The organism is Olivibacter sp. LS-1 (assembly GCF_008245145.1).
Lineage (GTDB): Bacteria > Bacteroidota > Bacteroidia > Sphingobacteriales > Sphingobacteriaceae > Olivibacter > Olivibacter oleidegradans.
The window spans coordinates 3659814-3676766 of sequence record NZ_CP041643.1 but is presented as its reverse complement, the minus strand read 5'-3'; the positions used below and the strand labels follow the sequence as shown (position 1 = coordinate 3676766).

Sequence of the window (16953 nt, the reverse complement as noted above, 5' to 3'; positions counted from 1 at the left end):
AAAAATGGTAAAGCAGAACATTCCGATATATAATGTACCGAGTACCGGTGAAGGATATTCGGACGAATTCGATATCAAAAGATTAAGCTATGGTCACGACCGCTATGAAAAAACCACGGCTCCGCATCGGCACGATCATTATACCTTGATCATTCTTTGTCAAGGAACGACGCGTCAATTTATCGATTTCAAAGAATATGAAGCGAAAGATGCTGCGCTATTATTTATGCGCCCCGGGCAGGTTCATTATGAAGTTGACCCGGGTAATGCGGAAATGTACTTGGTTACCTTTAAAGGCGACTTTCTATTTTCTTATTCGGCAGACAATCACTGGGAACAGCAGTTTAGCAGTAATCTGTTATCCTTAAAGAAACATGAACTTGAACGAATTTTGGCTTTTGTTGCATTAATCGAGGAAGAATATACACTCTTTAAACAGAATAGAGCGGTTGTAGCTCAACTTTTACTGGCGCTGTTGGAAAAAACAGAAAGCTATGTCAGTCCGCATACCCATATCACCGGTCGGAAGCGCTATAGTACCTTAATGCGTCAATTTATAGCTTTAGTGGAAAAAGACTTTCTTAGCCATACGAAAGTTGCTGATTATGCATCTAAATTGTTTATCTCGGCAGGCCATTTGAATGATGTAGTTAAAGAAATGACAGGGACAAACGCTAAAACGGTCATTGATGAACGGCGTGTGCTGGAGGCGAAACGCCTTCTGTTTTGGACGCAGCTCCCGATTCGCGAAGTGGGCTGGAAAATCGGCTTTGAAGATCCTGCTTACTTCACTCGATTTTTTAAAAAACATACCGGCAAGCTGCCAGCTAGTTTTCAACGCGATCTGCAAAAAAAGATACATCATTGAAAATATGAATAGTCAACAAGAATATATACAACGTAGCATTCATCTGAAAAAAGACTTGCTCATACTGGTAATCAAAATCCTTGTATTCATTCCGATAACATACACTTTAATAGAGTATGAGTCCTACTATAACGACAAGAGGGTTTTACAACGATTGGTGTATGCTTTGAATGTCTTTCTATCCAGTAATATCATCATTTCAACTGTCCGAATCATCCTCTTGTCTTGGTATAAACGACGCTCTCTTTACTTTCATACCAGTTCGCGCGGTAGCTTCGTATTAGGTATTAACCGCATTGCCTCGGTGCTCAACGCCGTCGTCATTATTTTTAGTCTGATGTTGGCCTTTGGAATCAACCCCAGAGATTTCCTAACCAGTATCACCATCGTTGCAGCGGCTATAGCCCTTATTTTTAAGGATTACATCACGAATATGATCAGTGGTTTAATTATCATGTTTTCTGATCAATTGACATTGGGTGATTATGTTAAGATCGGCGAGTACCAAGGGCAAATTATTGACATCACCCTGGTTAATATTGTTATCAATAATGATGATGATGATATTGTCATGGTTCCTAATAACTTTGTTTTTACGACAAACATTGTCAACCAGTCTTTTCAGAACTCCCGCAAGGTGAGCGTCGAATTTGAATTAGCCATTAACCATACCATGGACCGGGAGGACCTCAAAAAGCGTCTTAATGATCTGCTTAACAAACACAGCAATGAAGTACTCGAAAATAGTATGAAATTAAAGGTATTGGCTGTACAAAAGGATGTTGTCAAGTATAAGGTACAGTTCACCTTAACCAATTTGGGAAAAACGCAATCGCAGTTTATCAAAAACATTGTGCTAAATGAAGTACTAAAAATTGGGAATTAGCCAATGAGCCAATGTGATGATCGGTTTGTACGAGCTTAAGCATACTGCTTATAGGTTAAAGCCTAATGTAAAGCTGAGATCAATAATTAACCAATGTGATAATGCTCTGAAGCTTGTCTGCCGATTCACTCTTTACTCATCACTCATCATTTATCACTCATCATTCATGCTCGCAACCGACAACTACACCTTCCGTAATTTGACGCCTGTTACGAAATGATTGCTTCCCTTTTCCAATATAAGATTAGCGCGAAAGCGCGTCGGCAGTATGTTTTTAATAAGGTTTGGTTTATTGATGAGATCCCAAATGCTATTTGCTCGCGCGATAGCTTCTTCTTCGGAAAGACTGGCGTATCTATGAAAATAGGAATTAGGATTCCGGAAAGCAGTTGTTTGCAATTGTCTGAATCGAGACACATACCATTCGAGTAAGTTTTTTTCGTTAGCATGCACGTAAATGGAGTAATCAAAAAAATCAGACACGAAAACCTGCGGTCCTTTGTGTTTTTCGCTCAAATTTACTTGTAAGACATTGATCCCCTCCACAATGACAATATCGGGATTATAAATCTCCTGCATTTGATCCGGCATCACATCATATTCAAGATGCGAATAAATAGGCACTTGAAGGCTTTCCTTGCCCGCCTTCACATCCGCCAGAAAATTGATTAACTTCTTCGTATCATAACTTTCCGGAAAGCCTTTTCGATTCATTATTCCGCGTTGTTCCAACACACTATTGGGATATAAAAAGCCATCAGTGGTTACTAAAGCGACATTTGGCTTATCGGGCCATAAAGACAAGACCTTTTGTAATACGCGTGCGGTGGTGCTCTTACCCGCCGCCACGCTGCCTGCTATACCAATAATAAAGGGCGAGCGTTTGCGTCCGCTGTTCAAGTAAGCATTTTCAGCGTCGTAAAGCTTATGTGCGTGGTCAATATGGATATTCAGGAGATGACAAAGCGGGAAATAAACTTCCTGAATCTCTTCCATATTTAATGGCTCATTCAGCGCATGTAACCTTCCAATATCCTCATTTGAAAGAGAGAAATTCAGTGATCCGTTCAGTAATTTCCATTCGTCTCGCGTAATGCTCACGTACGGAGAATACTGTTCCTTCATTGCCATATCAGTCATATTCCAAGTTTAAGCTTGCACGCGCAAACGTAATAATTCAAAAGCCAAAAATCAAAATTCGTCCCCGCCAGGGGCTCCAATACAATCCATTTAACTACTTAACTATTCCCCCACTTAACCACGTAACTATTAGGGAACCAAATTACTGTCAACTACGATTGGATTTGATAATATTTTATGTACCGGGCAGAGCTCCGCAATCTGAAGCAGCCGTTGCCGTTGGTCATCATCCAAATTGCCAACCAATTTAATATGATTTTTTATGTAAGTCGTTTGCTGATGACTGCTTGGTACTACCTCCATTTTTACCGTTATGATAACTTCCTGCAAATCCCATTGCTTTCGATCGGCATACATCCTTAATGTAATAGCCGTACAAGAACCTAAACTCGAAAGTAACAATTCCTTCGGTCCTAATCCCTGATCAGTACCTCCCATAGACTCCGGTTCATCCGCTATTACGATATTTCGTCCATTGCTGACTTCTGTTTTATACCGTTCCTTTCCGATGGTAACTGTTACATTTACTTCCGCCATGCTAGTTGTTAGTTATTCGTTGTTAGTTGTTAGTTATTCGTTGTTAGTTGTTAGTGAAAATTTACTTTTTACTTTTTACTTTTTACTTTTTACTATCCAAAAAAGATGTAAGCGATAATAATGGCTGCAATTATCCCTGCGAGTTCGGCTAAGAGAGCAGCAGGTAAAGCATGTCGCGTTCTTTTAATGGCCACTGATCCGAAGTATACTGCTAACACATAAAAAGTTGTTTCCGTACTTCCTTGAATGACACAAGCCACGCGCGACGCAAAATCATCGGCACCTTTGGCATGCATTAAATCAATCATCAATCCACGCGCACCGCTTCCGCTCATCGGTTTCATAAAAGCGACAGGAAGCGCCTCCACAAAGCGCGTATCCAAACCCGCCCAGCTAACAATTGCACTGACGCCCTGAACCAGGTAGTCCATCGCACCGGATGCTCGAAAAACTCCTACAGCTACCAAAATCCCTACTAAATAGGGGATAATTTTTACAGCAACTTCAAAACCCTCTTTAGCCCCCTCAATAAATGATTCAAAAACATTCACTTTGCGGTAGAAGGCTAGGGCAATGAATGAAATAATTACCGTGAAGAGAATGACATTGCTTGCAACCTGCGATATAGCATTGATTTCTTCCTGGCTCAGCGTGGAAAAGTAGTACAAGAGTCCGCCGATCAAGATTGTCAGACCGCCCACATAAGCTATGATAACTTTATTGAACAGGTTAATACGCTGATAAATAGCGGTCACTACCAAACCGACCAAAGTAGAAAAGAAGGTTGCCAGCAGGATGGGAATGAACACATCGGACGGATCTATAGCTCCTGCTTCCTTCCGGTAAGCCATGATGGTAATTGGCAAGAGTGTCAAACTTGACGCATTCAATACTAAAAACATGATTTGCGCATTGCTTGCCGTATCTTTATTTGGGTTCAGTTCCTGTAGTTCTTTCATAGCCTTTAGACCTACCGGTGTCGCCGCATTATCAAGGCCCAACATATTAGCCGAGAAATTCATCAAAACCGAACCCAACGCCGGGTGATTTTTAGGAATCTCCGGAAAAAGTTTATTAAAAAAAGGCCCTACTAAACGAGCAAAAATGTTAATCATGCCGCCCTTTTCGCCAATTTTCATGATGCCTAGCCAAAAAGACATTAAACCGATCAGGCCCAGGGAAATCTCGGCGCCTGTCTTTGCCGTATCGAAAGTTCCATTTACAATCGCCTGAAAAATCTCCTGGTCTCCAAGAAAAATCAGCTTAAAAAGCGCGACAACAAAAGCAATTAAGAAGAAGGCTATCCAAACGTAATTTAAAGCCATTATTAGCTAGTTGTTAGTTATTAGTTGTCAGCTATTAGTTGTCAGCTATTAGTTATTAGTTGCATAAGCCTAAAGCCTATATTTCATCCCTCAAGACCATAAATTTCTGTTCAAAAAACTCCAAGGCTTTTCATGGGAACCATTCTTCTTTTGTTCTTCGATTAAGAAGTCAGCCATTTCATCCAGTATTAAATGATTCTCACTCACCGTACGGTCTCCCAAAGCAATTAAACGTTTCATATTCGATTCCTCTGCAGCATCTAAACTCTCCTGAATGCTGTTGAGATTTTCCGGTTCGATCCGCAGATAATCTTTTTCCTTGTTTGACGACCGGAACAGCTGGTGAAGGAAAAAGTCGCTGCTTTCGGCCACACCGCTCATCATGATGTCAATTAGAGCCGGTACCATGGAAATAGCCCGACTTTTTTTAAAATGCTCTAAGTTATACGATTTTCTCGATCGCCCCGTTCCCAAAGAAAAAATATGAATATCATTGATTTTCGTTTGATTAAATGCCCGAGTTACTTCAACTAAACCACTTAAAGCAGGATTTGTTGCAAAAACACCGCCATCTAATAAAGGGTACCGTGTTCCTGATAACGAGTAAATTTCGGCGACACTAAAATAAGTCGGTGCGGCAGAGGTAGCCCGACAAACATCTTTGAGATAAAAGTCACGCACGTCACCCCGTTCAATAGCTGTCTGCTGCCTAAAAAAATGTGTCTTCCTAAGCTCTATGTTATAAGCAGAGATGATACAAGGTTTGATGAGTTCACTTAACTGCGTCTTTCCAAAATATTTCTGCAGCACACTTTCCAATGTAGCACTATTATAACGCTCACTGGTTAAACCCAAGCTTGAGGTAATGCGCTTGAAAAAACTCATTCTAAAAATATCGTGACCATATTTTAGATACATTTCCAAAGCTTCTTTGGCAGAAAAACGAGGTCGTTTGGGGTCTGATTGATCAGGGCAGAGCAGTAGGCAAACCAAAATACCTCCGGTACTCGTACCGGCAAAAAAATCAAAAAAATCTACGATAGCTGCTGAGGGATTGTTCGTCTTTTGCTTCAGTTTTTCTTCCAAAGCAACCAAGATCATTCCCGGAATGATCCCTCGAATCCCACCACCATCAATAGATAAGATTTTCTTCATAAAGGTTGATATCAGTTAGTCAAGTAGTTGAGTCGTTAAGTAGTTAAGTAGGAATTTATCCTACTCAACTATTTATCTATTTCACTACTCAACCTCCTACAAATGGATTACCTCACCATAAGCATCCGCTGTAGCCTCCATAACAGCTTCACTCATCGTAGGGTGTGGGTGTATGGTTTTAATAATTTCATGTCCGGTAGTTTCCAGTTTGCGGGCGGCCACTACCTCGGCAATCATTTCCGTCACATTGGATCCGATCATATGTGCTCCTAAGAACTCGCCGTACTTCGCATCAAAAATAACCTTTACAAAGCCATCCTTAGCACCCGCGGCACTTGCCTTACCTGAAGCTGAAAAAGGAAACTTGCCCACTTTAATTTCGTATCCGGCTTCCTTAGCGGCTTTTTCTGTATAACCAACAGAGGCAATTTCAGGCGAGCAATAAGTACATCCAGGAATATTATTATAATCAATTGGTTCAACATGTAAACCTTTGATCTTTTCTACGCAGGTAATCCCTTCGGCAGAAGCAACGTGTGCTAAGGCTTGTCCTTTAACAATATCACCAATAGCATATACACCTTCTACATTAGTTTTGTAGAAATCATCTACAACAACCCGGCCTTTATCAGTTTTTACACCGACTTCTTCTAAACCAAGGTTTTCGATGTTCGGAGTAATACCTACGGCAGACAACACAACCTCCGCTTCGATCACTTCTTCACCTTTTGCCGTTTTGATTTTCACCTTGCTAGGCGAAGCGCTGGTATCCACCGCCGTTACTTCAGCACCGGTTAAGATATTGATGCCACTTTTTTTCAAGCTACGTTCCAACTGCTTAGAGATTTCTTCATCCTCAACTGGTACAATACGATCTAAATATTCAACAATCGTTACTTTCGTTCCGATCGCATTGTAAAAATAAGCAAACTCTACACCGATAGCACCAGATCCTACGACCACTAATGAATTAGGCTGTTTATCCAAGTTCATGGCTTGACGATAGCCGATGATTTTTTTTCCATCCTGCTTAAGATTCGGAAGCTCACGCGAACGGGCGCCCGTTGCCAGTATTGTATGTTTGGCCGTGTACTCTTTAGTAGAACCATCACCACCCTTTACCTCAATCTTACCGCCTTTTTTTATCTTAGCGGTACCCATGATTACATCAATTTTATTCTTTTTCATCAAGAATTGGATACCCTTACTCATACCATCGGCCACGCCGCGACTTCTTTTAATAATCGCGCCAAAATCAGCCTCACCGCCCTCTACTTTGATACCGTAGTCAGCCGCGTGATTCAGATACTCAAAAACTTGCGCACTTTTAAGTAAAGCTTTCGTTGGGATACAACCCCAGTTAAGGCAGATACCGCCAAGAGATTCGCGTTCAACAATAGCCGTTTTGAAACCTAATTGTGAAGCTCTGATGGCTGCAACATAGCCTCCCGGGCCACTTCCAATTACAATGATGTCGTAATTCATTCTTATAAAAATTAATTCGTTTCGATAGTACAATTAGCTTATACCCATTGAACAAGCCAAGAACGTGTTTGTCAAACAAGTATTACTTCCGCAAACCTAATAAAAATTCTTAGAATTAGAAGATTTCCGGGCTGTGTCGGCATTTTTTTACCTTAGGGAAATAGTTGAAGTAGTAGAGTAGTTGAGTGGGCAAATAGTTAAGTGGTTGGGTAGGGGATTTACTAGTAACAACAGCAACAGTATATACTTACCGGCAGGCAGTCTAATCAGGCTGATAGCTTATTTCCGACAGCAGACAACAGCTCTTGTTACATTTACCATTACCTAAAGCATGTACCACAGGGGGCATGATTGTGATTTTGAAAAAAGTTATCCACAATCCACATTCGAAAATTCGAAACAATTTTAACCAATAAACAATTAAAAATCAGAAAAGACTTTATAGATTTCTAAACAGTTACAAAAACAATTGGATACCGCAAGATCGATCTGTAAATTATTCACACCCAAGCATCAAGTAACATTAACTTAATATTAAATTAACACAAAACCTGCTAATTATTCCTCGCGAGCTATTTAATTTTGTACCGAAAAACAAATTATTCAATCAATTCAACGCACATGAAGAAGTTTTTACTTTCTTTCAAATCATTAAGACGTAGCCAATACCTTTTCAGTAAGGCTACGCTATTATTAGCATTGTTCTTGCTAATTAATACCAAATTTTCTTTTGCGCAGCAAGCTATCCAAGGGATTGTAACCGACGGAACAAACCCAATAGCCGGGGCAACGATATCAATTACCGGAACGTCACGATCAACTTCTACGGACGTTGATGGAAAGTTCTCGTTAAGTACAACTAGGGAATCGGGTGAGATTGTAATTAGCTATGTAGGTTACGACGTGGAAAAAGTCAACTTTTCATCTGGGACTACTGACATTGGTACTATATCACTAAAACAAAGCGCACAATCTCTTGACGAAGTGATTGTACAGATAGGAAGTGGTTTAATAGATTTGGCAAAGGATAGAAAAACACCAATTGCAGTATCTACTATAAGCACTACAGAAATCCAGCAGAAAGCAGGAAATCAAGAATTCCCAGAACTCCTGAAAAATACTCCTTCAGTTTACGTGGCAGGTCAAGCAGGAGGTTATGGCGATTCTAGAATCATTGTTCGTGGATTTGATCAAACGAATACCGCGTTTCTTTTAAATGGTCAGCCCATAAACGGAATGGAAGACGGTAACATGTATTGGTCTAACTGGTCAGGCCTTGCTGATGTGGCAAATGCATTACAGATACAGCGAGGATTAGGTTCCTCCAAATTAGCCATTTCATCCGTCGGAGGAACAGTTAACATCGTTACAAAGTCTACAGACCTAACCCGAGGTGGTTTTGCTCAAGCACTGATTGGCAATAACAATTACCAAAAGACAACTCTTGCCTATAACACCGGTTTATCAGAAAATGGGTGGGCAGCAAGTATTATGTTGACAAACTGGGCAGGAGACGGTTATAACAAAGGAACGAGAGGAAATGGACAGAATTATTTTTTCTCGCTGGGCTACAAACCTAACGAAAAACATGCCTTTAACTTCTTGATTTTCGGAGCCCCTCAGAAACACGATCAAAATTTCACCAAAAGTATATCGAGTTATCTTCAAAATGGAAAAAGATACAATACAAACTATGGCTTCCTAGGTGGAGATTATCTTAGTGAAAGAACTAATTATTATCATAAACCCGTAGTTAACTTGAACTGGGATTTCAATATCGACGAAAAATCGACTTTATCAACTGTGGCTTATGCATCCTGGGGACGCGGTGGCGGCACAGGTAACTGGGGAAGCAGCAGTGCTAAAAAATATACACCAAGTGGCCATATCGATTTCAATGCTATAAAAACAAATAACGAAGCTATTGAAGGAGGGATCGGTGATTTCAATAATGGCGCCTATGCTATTCGGGCTTCCGTAAATAATCACGCTTGGTATGGTTTGGTTTCTAATTTCAACAGGCAGATAAACGAAAATCTAACTTATAATCTTGGTCTTGATGTAAGAACCTATAAAGGTACTCATTATCGAATGCTAACCAACCTGATGGGTTTGACTGGTTGGCATATCAATGACAATATGCAATACCCTAACGGTTATAACGTAACTGAAACATTCAGTATTAATCCCTGGAAAGCACTAACAAACAGTGTAGACAATAATCAAAAGGTTGATTACGATTATGATGAGCGAATAACTTACGGTGGCTTATTCGGTCAGATCGAGTATTCAAACGAAGACTTTTCAGCTTTCCTACAAGGCGCATTGTCTAATCAGTCTCACGTGAGATGGGATAGATTTCAATACACGAAAGAAAATGAAAAGTCAGAAAAAGTAAACAATATCGGTTACAATATTAAAGGGGGGCTTAGTTATAATATTACGGAAAATCATGTCATATTTGGAAACACAGGGTATTATTCAAGACAACCGTACCACGATAACATTTATTTGAACTTCGGTAATGATGTAAATCCACTGACTAGCAACGAGAAGATATTCGGCGTTGAGTTCGGTTACAAATTCATCAGCACATTCTTTAGTGCAAATTTGAACGCCTACAGAACATCATGGAAAGATAGAGTTACAACTACTTCAGATACAAATGATGATGGGCAGTTGATCTACACAAACAACTCTGGATTAAGCCAATTGCATCAAGGCCTTGAATTGGACTTCGTTGCAAAACCGTTGCCAAAACTTGACCTAAGAGGGTTTGCGTCCATTGGTGACTGGAAATATGATGACAATGCATTACAAAGGACATACGATGAAAGTTTAAATCTTTTATCTGAAGAAGTAACTGATGTAAAGGGTGGAAAAGTTGGCGATGCTGCACAGACAACCTTCGGATTAGGCGTCGCGTATCGTATAACAAGCAGTTTATCAGTTGATGCCGACTATAGGAACTATTCAAATTTATATGCCGATGTGGTTACTAAAGATAACATCAAACTTCCAAATTATGACCTTGTAGATGCAGGCTTAAATTATCGTATAAGCTTTAACAAAACTGCTTTAAACTTACGTCTAAACGTAAATAACATATTTGACAGAGTTTATCTTTCAGAAATGACTTCAGCAAGACCAGTCGAAGAAGGAACCGAGACGTATAAAGGAATCAATACAAGCAATAACGTTTTCTTTGGAAACGGTACTACTTGGAACTTTGGTATGAAATTTAGTTTCTAAATTGAACATACTTTTTCTTCACATAAAGCCGTCTCAGAATCTTGAGACGGCTTTTCGTTTTATAGACAAATATCTAGTTGTTATTGAGCCACGTAAACTAGCTTCGCAAAATCATACGAGAATGACTGGAATTTAGGATTACGATATCAATGATTGTGATTCAAACTGTGAAAAGATAGTATACCCTTAGGCCGATCTCATAAGACGAGTACACAAAATCCAAGAAAGAGATAATCAATCTATTTATAAAGGTCCACTTTTCTAGAATAGATGTTGGTTCTCGTTACCTCATTGATACCGAAAATTATTTTGGGGCAGAATTAAATCCCTTCAACCAAAGTTATCGTAATCCCCCTAAAACAATCGTCCGCGCAATTGTCCTCCACAAATCCACAAGAGGAAATGATACCATTATTCTTTGCTTCAAAGAAGGTTTGAGCATTATTCCGTTTCTTCAACCAATCACTCTTTGCCTTTTCATATATTTGGTCCAAGGTGCAAGTTAGTGCACCGCCCGTATTTGCGTGATTGTTTAAGTTAGCCTGATTCTCGGACCATGTTAGCATTTTCAGCATACTGTCTGCACTGGGTAAATGTTCGGTGTTTCCCTGATACCTCTTTGATAAACTATCAAGCATTAGCTGAGCAGTTTCTAAATTCCAACCGTCTGCTGGCATTCGGATATCATTAAAAACAGTATAACGAAAATCTCGCCCCGTTACTTCTCCATTGTTTACGGTAATAGTTGTTTCCCATGCCGCACCTGCCCATGTAGCTCCACTTACCACATATCTATAAGAATTATTACTCGATTCTTTAAAATCCAACCAAGCTTTATAACTCTGCTCATAGTCATTTTCATAGTCCATATCACTCTTATCACAAGCGATGCAAAAGAGAGACAGAAAAAAAACAAAAAGGTACATTTTTCTTTCCATAATAAGGTGTTTATATCTATTATATCGTAACGTGTTTAGCTAAAAAAGAGCTACAACAACTTTCAGAAATCAGCTCTTAACTTAACAAAGGAATCTGCAAGGAATTCACCTTTAACCTAATAGATGAAGATGTATATATTATAAGAACGTTTATTTTGACTTCTTTCTTTTCATTAAGTTTTCGTTTTTTAAGGCATTCAAGCTTTCCCTAACGGGAAGGTCCGCGAAAGAAAAGAAGCCAAGAGCCGACCGTAGGAAGTCCATGAACACCTTTGAAAATAATGAAGTAGTGAATAAAATCGCCGCTTCCTGCCTACCGCAGGCAGGCAAAATTTACAGGAGCGGTAGTGCCTCCCAGTGCTGACTGTAAATTTTGGAGGAGGCATTTTAGTAGAACGATAGGCTTTTACTTTTAACCGGACGTACTAGCTTTAGCTTTGTATATAGCCAGTGTGTTGGGAAAAACGGCCTTGGAGGATACCGATGCAACGAGCAGCAAAGTATGTGCATTATCGTTCATGTCGCAATATCTAAGCGGATTGAGGAAGTGAAACGGCTCCAATACGCGCCATGAATGCTTTGCAATCAGGTGCAAGGTAGCCTACAGAGCCTTGATTATTCATTTGTGTTTGTTTTAAAAGGTATTCATGAGCTCGAAGCTAGCTTCTCGGTTGTTTGGTTCTTTATCATCAAGGATAAAGAACATTATATTAAATGAAAAAATTAGTTAAAATAAACGTTATCTTTTAAAAGCAATTTCCCTGAAGGCATCTAAAAATGATTGCTATTTTCGGTATTACAATGGGTTATTTCATTAGCAAAACACTGTATTTCAATATCGTAATGCTCAACACTGATAGCAGAATCAATTATTTTGATAACACGATGACGTATTCTGCTACCGAAACGCCGTACTCCGATACCTTGATGCTCAACTTTGGTAGCGGAATCAATCATTTCGATAGCACGATTACGTATTCCGCTACCGAAATGCCGTATTTCGATACCATTATACTCAACTTCGATAGCACAATCAATCATTTCGACAGGTCAATAAAACATTTTGATAACACAATAATCTACGTCGGTAACAGGCTACGCTATATTGATAGTCAAGTTTCTGACTTTTCCCTTGTCGGCGAACGAATTTCTTTATATGACCGTCAGAAACCCGCTTTCTACTCAACAAACACACCTAAGCTGACAGCCGACGACCGATAGCTGATAGCTAATACCTACACCTAACACCTTAGAGCTAAAAATAACCTTCAGCTAACATTTAAGTCAAGTAAAATACCTATAATCGCGTCATGGTAACAAGAGTTTTTTCTTATTTGCTAGGTGTCGCATTAGCTGTTTTTTTGGTGTCACCTACGCATGCCCAAGACACCACGCAAAAATCAGTTCCAAATCGTCAAAATGTAGCCAAGCAACAAGACAAACCCTATGTAATCCTGATCTCTGCCGATGGTTTTCGGTATGATTACGCAGAAAAATTCCAGGCAACTCATTTACAACAACTATCGTCAAGTGGCGTAAGTGCCAAAGCACTGATTCCGTCATTTCCTTCCATTACCTTTCCCAACCACTATACAATCGTAACGGGCATGTACCCATCGCATCATGGCTTGGTTGGAAATAATATCTACGACCCGAAAATGCAAGCAAGATATAGCATGTCAAATGCGAAGGCCGTCAAGAATCCGGCTTGGTATGGCGGTATCCCCATTTGGACACTTGCCGAGCAACAGGGTTTACTGAGTGCTAGCTTTTATTGGCCGGGATCGGAAGCAGCTATTGGTGGAATGTTGCCGTCTTATTATTATGCTTACAATGAAAAGATTCCAATAGCAAAACGCATACAGACTGTTGTGAACTGGCTATCATTACCATCGGAAAAACGTCCGCACCTCATTAATTTTTACTTCCCCGAAGTCGATCATGCAGGACACCTCTATGGCCCCGATGCAACCGAGACGAAAAAAGCGGTGCACTTCATTGATTCTGCCGTTAATGCCCTCAACATCGCCGTACAACAAACGGGACTTCCTGTCAGTTTTATTTTCGTTTCTGATCATGGTATGAAGGCCATCAATCGAGACGAACCCTTGCCATTACCTTTTAAAGTCGATACAACGCAAGTGATCATTGCTTCAAATGGCACACTTGTAAATATACATGTGAAAGACAAAAAGAACCTTCAGTCGATTTACCAATCCATTCAAAAGTCTGATAAGTTTGATGCCTATCTAAGTGATCAAGTACCAAGCAATTATCATTACGGAAAAAAAGAGGACAAATATCACCGAATAGGCGATATCGTATTGGTTGCGAAAGCACCTTATTATTTTTCCAATAAGAAACCACATCCCGGAGCACATGGATTTGCCCCCTATGAAACACCGGAAATGCGAGCTACTTTCATCGCTTGGGGACCCGCCTTTAAAGAAGGTTTAACGATCGGTGCCTTTGAGAATATTCATATCTATCCACTATTGGCGAAGATATTAGGTTTGAAATACAAACATCGTATCGATGGAAATGATAAAGTAGCTAAAGAAGTCTTGAAGTGATACAGCCAGCACCGGACGCATTACCATTCCTGTAAATTTTGCCTGCCTGCGGTAGGCAGGAAGCGGTGAACTTTATTTTATTAGTAATATCATCGATCTTTATAGTAGGTACTACTATCATTTTCTGTCAATTTCTCTACTAAAACCTGAAGTAGCTCCTTAATATTAATCAACTCATTTTTAAGTTCCTCTAAAGTGGGTGAATGTCCTTGCCTCACGTTATCATCAGTCACCAAATTCTGCCAGCTTACTTCTTCATCCAGATCGAGGTGCGGCCCCATTAGCTCATCACTGGTCATCGAATAAAGTATACCAACCAATTTAGCTTGTTCTATTGTTAGTTTTTTTTCACCCGACTCCAGCTGCTCATACTCTTCTTTAGTAAGCTTCAACTTGTAAGCCACATAGGCCATACTGTAATCATTGGCGTAACGTAGAAATCTTAGTTTTTCATGTAATTCCATATGTTTAGGTTTTATTTTTAGTTGTGAGCTGCGAGTTGTGAGTTGCGGGCTTTCTTCCTGTCTTATGTCCATGTTAGGCTATAGGCTGTAAGCTGTAGGCTTTATTCTACACTTTAAACTTTCTCGCTACGCAAAAATTCATCGTTCATCATTCCTGCCTACCGGCAGGCAGGCAACACTCATCACTTAAGACCCTACTCAACCATTTAACCAGCTCAAAATATTTGTTTTTTCTCTACAAAAATAGGTAAAATACATCCATTTACAAATACTTTAACTAGCTAAACGTTCTTAAACTAATTTTATGGAAAATAAAGGAGAACATAGAACTTGACAGCACTGGGTTTATATTTGGCAAAGCGATCAATTAACAAAGCGGAAGTTTCCAGAAAGACGGGTTTGAGTACTTATCGGTTGAGCCAGCTTTCCATTAATCCAAAATCGCATGTTCGAATCGAGGAATTATATCTTATCGCCTTGGCCATAGGCGTTAAACCGGGTGAAATGTTTGAAGAGCTGTGTGGGAATCTTAAACTCAAACACCAGTCCTGATCCCATAAAAAGAGGCACTTCGCTCGACCCTCCTTCGGGGTCCATACACTGTATATTCACGGTATCTTCACGTTATATCCGCATTTATCCACCATTTAGTGGACTTTTAGCGGTAAAGTAGCGAATAAGTAGCGACCAAAGACCAAGTGGGTGGGAGAGGAAGGAAGATAAAAGAAACCGTATAGTAGTTAGTAACACTACTATACGGTTCATGCACTAAGATTGATTACTTATTCCACCAAAGCGCTGTTGTAATCACGTCATCGCCTTGACGTGCCAAGGCTTGTTGATAATGTTCACGATTAACGTTTTGCTCTTTATTCGGATAATATAAGCGTTTCGGAATGCCGTTTCCGAAAATAGGCTGGAACGTATAGTTGACGATTCCGTTCTCCGTTTGCCTACTCCAAACAACATCTCCAGGTTTCACTAAAAATATAGGATAACCGGTACGACGGATTTCTGACCAAGCCTCCAAGCCTTGAGTGTACAAAGCCAGGTATTTTTGCGTTAAGACATTTTCTTTGTTCGCCGCCGGCAAGGCATCAGCATATGATTTCGCAGTCGCACCATCAATACCCCATTTAGTTAAAGAAGCTTCTACACCTTTTCGGTAGCTTGCATCATCCCAGTTATTGTATTCGGCAATTAAAAAAGCCACCTCGGCATACTCCTGTAAGACTTCCGCAAAGTCGGGCGCATTCACAATGGCTCCTGGTAAGCTAATGGCAGTAGGCCCATTAATACCTCCTGCTTCCAAAGGTAATCCGTAAGGCTGACCTATGTAAATTTGGCGCTCATTAGGTAAAGCGTAACGCGGTAGACGCGGGTCGGCCGTCTTAAAAGGTCCTAATTCTCCTTTTAATACATTTACCAAAACATGCGAAACCGCAAAATCTTTTCTATTCGCGGTAACGGTCGCTCGATAGAGGGGGGCTTCATTTGGTGCACCACTGGAATATTTAAAAGCGGCATTATCTGCATTGGACGTAAATACACCTTTTGCCAAGGCATCCGAAAAATGTTCTTCTGAAACAGCCGGAAGTTTCACACGGATACGCGTAGACAAGCGTAACCGAAGTGATTGCGCAAATTTAGCCCATTTTTCATTACTGCCTGCGTATATAATATCCGAGCTGCCGAAAGTATTTTGCCCTTTATACTTCAACAGGGTATCGCCTGCCGCCTTTAATTCATTTAGGATATCAACATATATTTTTTCCTGTGACGCGTACACCGGCGTATAATTGTCGGGATTTTGTTGCAGCGCTTCAAATTCAGGGTCTTTATTTCCATAGGATTCATAGGGCACATCGCCAAAAACATCCGTCAGGGAATGGAAGGTGAAAGCTTTCAATATACGTGCAATCGCAATTTGATTCGCATTACTACCAGCTGTTCCGGCACTTGCCACCGATTTTGTCAGCTCATCGGTATTTAACTTGATAATTTGGTTCAAGTTATTCAGTGCCTTATAAGAGTTAGCCCAAAAGACGTCGGAATAAGAACGTGGAATATCATAACGCGACTGATCGGTGTAGATATTCTGACTATAATATTGGGCGAAAAGCATCGTTCCACGTAACGAAAAATTTTCGTTTCTGATATTGTCCATTATTTGTTTCTCCGCCGTCAACAGAATCGTTGGTGTAGGAACATTTCCCGGGCGATTGGGATCTTCGTTGATCTCCGCCAGCTTCTCGTCAGAGCAGGAGATCAAAGCGCCTGAAAACGCTAGGGGAAGGAGAAATAAGATATTTTTATAAAGATTCATTGTC

At 40.2% G+C, this 16953-nt stretch carries 14 protein-coding genes and 1 pseudogene; 6 read left to right on the top strand and 9 right to left on the bottom strand.

Annotation, left to right across the window (positions count from 1 at the left end; genetic code table 11):
* Window positions 1-4 precede the first annotated feature (4 nt).
* On the top strand, window positions 5-868 hold the full coding sequence (locus FKG96_RS15025) for a helix-turn-helix domain-containing protein (protein ID WP_013666702.1): 864 nt from the start codon (window positions 5-7) through the stop codon (window positions 866-868).
* A 4-nt stretch (window positions 869-872) separates the two neighbouring features.
* Entirely contained in the window at window positions 873-1754 is an 882-nt protein-coding gene (locus FKG96_RS15020) for a mechanosensitive ion channel family protein (protein ID WP_013666701.1), read from the top strand.
* Window positions 1755-1937: 183 nt separating this feature from the next.
* On the opposite strand, the gene coaA is transcribed toward FKG96_RS15020, so the two are convergent.
* The 5 genes from coaA to lpdA all read right to left on the bottom strand — a co-directional run bounded on the left by coaA (window position 1938) and on the right by lpdA (window position 7396).
* Window positions 1938-2894, bottom strand: a complete 957-nt coding sequence (gene coaA / locus FKG96_RS15015) for a type I pantothenate kinase (protein ID WP_130857729.1) — start codon at window positions 2892-2894, stop codon at window positions 1938-1940.
* Window positions 2895-3023: 129 nt separating this feature from the next.
* Window positions 3024-3431 carry an OsmC family protein gene (locus FKG96_RS15010; protein ID WP_013666699.1) on the bottom strand — a complete coding sequence of 136 codons (408 nt, stop codon included), beginning with the start codon at window positions 3429-3431 and terminating at the stop codon, window positions 3024-3026.
* 92 nt (window positions 3432-3523) lie between these two features.
* On the bottom strand, window positions 3524-4756 hold the full coding sequence (locus FKG96_RS15005) for a nucleoside recognition domain-containing protein (protein WP_130857730.1): 1233 nt from the start codon (window positions 4754-4756) through the stop codon (window positions 3524-3526).
* 90 nt (window positions 4757-4846) lie between these two features.
* Window positions 4847-5911, bottom strand: coding sequence for a patatin-like phospholipase family protein (locus FKG96_RS15000; RefSeq protein WP_013666697.1), 1065 nt, complete (start codon window positions 5909-5911; stop codon window positions 4847-4849).
* A gap of 96 nt (window positions 5912-6007) precedes the next feature.
* Window positions 6008-7396 (bottom strand): dihydrolipoyl dehydrogenase, encoded by a 1389-nt coding sequence (gene lpdA / locus FKG96_RS14995; RefSeq protein WP_149105704.1) that lies wholly within the window; start codon window positions 7394-7396, stop codon window positions 6008-6010.
* Between the two features lie 621 nt (window positions 7397-8017).
* Here lpdA and FKG96_RS14990 point away from each other — a divergent pair.
* Window positions 8018-10648: a TonB-dependent receptor gene (locus FKG96_RS14990; protein ID WP_130857732.1), complete on the top strand. Its 2631-nt coding sequence runs from the start codon at window positions 8018-8020 to the stop codon at window positions 10646-10648.
* Between the two features lie 320 nt (window positions 10649-10968).
* On the opposite strand, the gene FKG96_RS14985 is transcribed toward FKG96_RS14990, so the two are convergent.
* Entirely contained in the window at window positions 10969-11586 is a 618-nt protein-coding gene (locus FKG96_RS14985; RefSeq protein ID WP_130857733.1) for a hypothetical protein, read from the bottom strand.
* A 777-nt stretch (window positions 11587-12363) separates the two neighbouring features.
* Between FKG96_RS14985 and FKG96_RS14980 the strand changes: the two genes are divergently transcribed.
* Both FKG96_RS14980 and FKG96_RS14975 read left to right on the top strand, forming a co-directional pair.
* Complete coding sequence (locus tag FKG96_RS14980; RefSeq protein WP_130857734.1) at window positions 12364-12807, top strand: hypothetical protein; 444 nt, start codon at window positions 12364-12366, stop codon at window positions 12805-12807.
* An 89-nt stretch (window positions 12808-12896) separates the two neighbouring features.
* Entirely contained in the window at window positions 12897-14159 is a 1263-nt protein-coding gene (locus tag FKG96_RS14975) for an ectonucleotide pyrophosphatase/phosphodiesterase (protein ID WP_149105703.1), read from the top strand.
* A gap of 89 nt (window positions 14160-14248) precedes the next feature.
* Here the strand turns inward: FKG96_RS14975 and FKG96_RS14970 are convergent, their stop codons facing one another.
* The gene (locus FKG96_RS14970) at window positions 14249-14623 is read right to left on the bottom strand and encodes a hypothetical protein (protein ID WP_130857736.1); all 375 of its coding nucleotides are present in this window, start codon (window positions 14621-14623) and stop codon (window positions 14249-14251) included.
* 330 nt (window positions 14624-14953) lie between these two features.
* Here FKG96_RS14970 and FKG96_RS27235 point away from each other — a divergent pair.
* A pseudogene (locus tag FKG96_RS27235) lies at window positions 14954-15076 on the top strand (XRE family transcriptional regulator); the annotation flags it as partial.
* Window positions 15077-15085: 9 nt separating this feature from the next.
* Here FKG96_RS27235 and FKG96_RS27100 read toward each other — a convergent pair.
* On the bottom strand, window positions 15086-15220 hold the full coding sequence (locus tag FKG96_RS27100; protein ID WP_256377680.1) for a hypothetical protein: 135 nt from the start codon (window positions 15218-15220) through the stop codon (window positions 15086-15088).
* Window positions 15221-15401: 181 nt separating this feature from the next.
* A complete protein-coding gene (locus FKG96_RS14960) occupies window positions 15402-16949 on the bottom strand; it encodes a SusD/RagB family nutrient-binding outer membrane lipoprotein (RefSeq protein WP_013666690.1) in 1548 nt (515 codons plus the stop codon).
* Window positions 16950-16953: the final 4 nt, after the last annotated feature.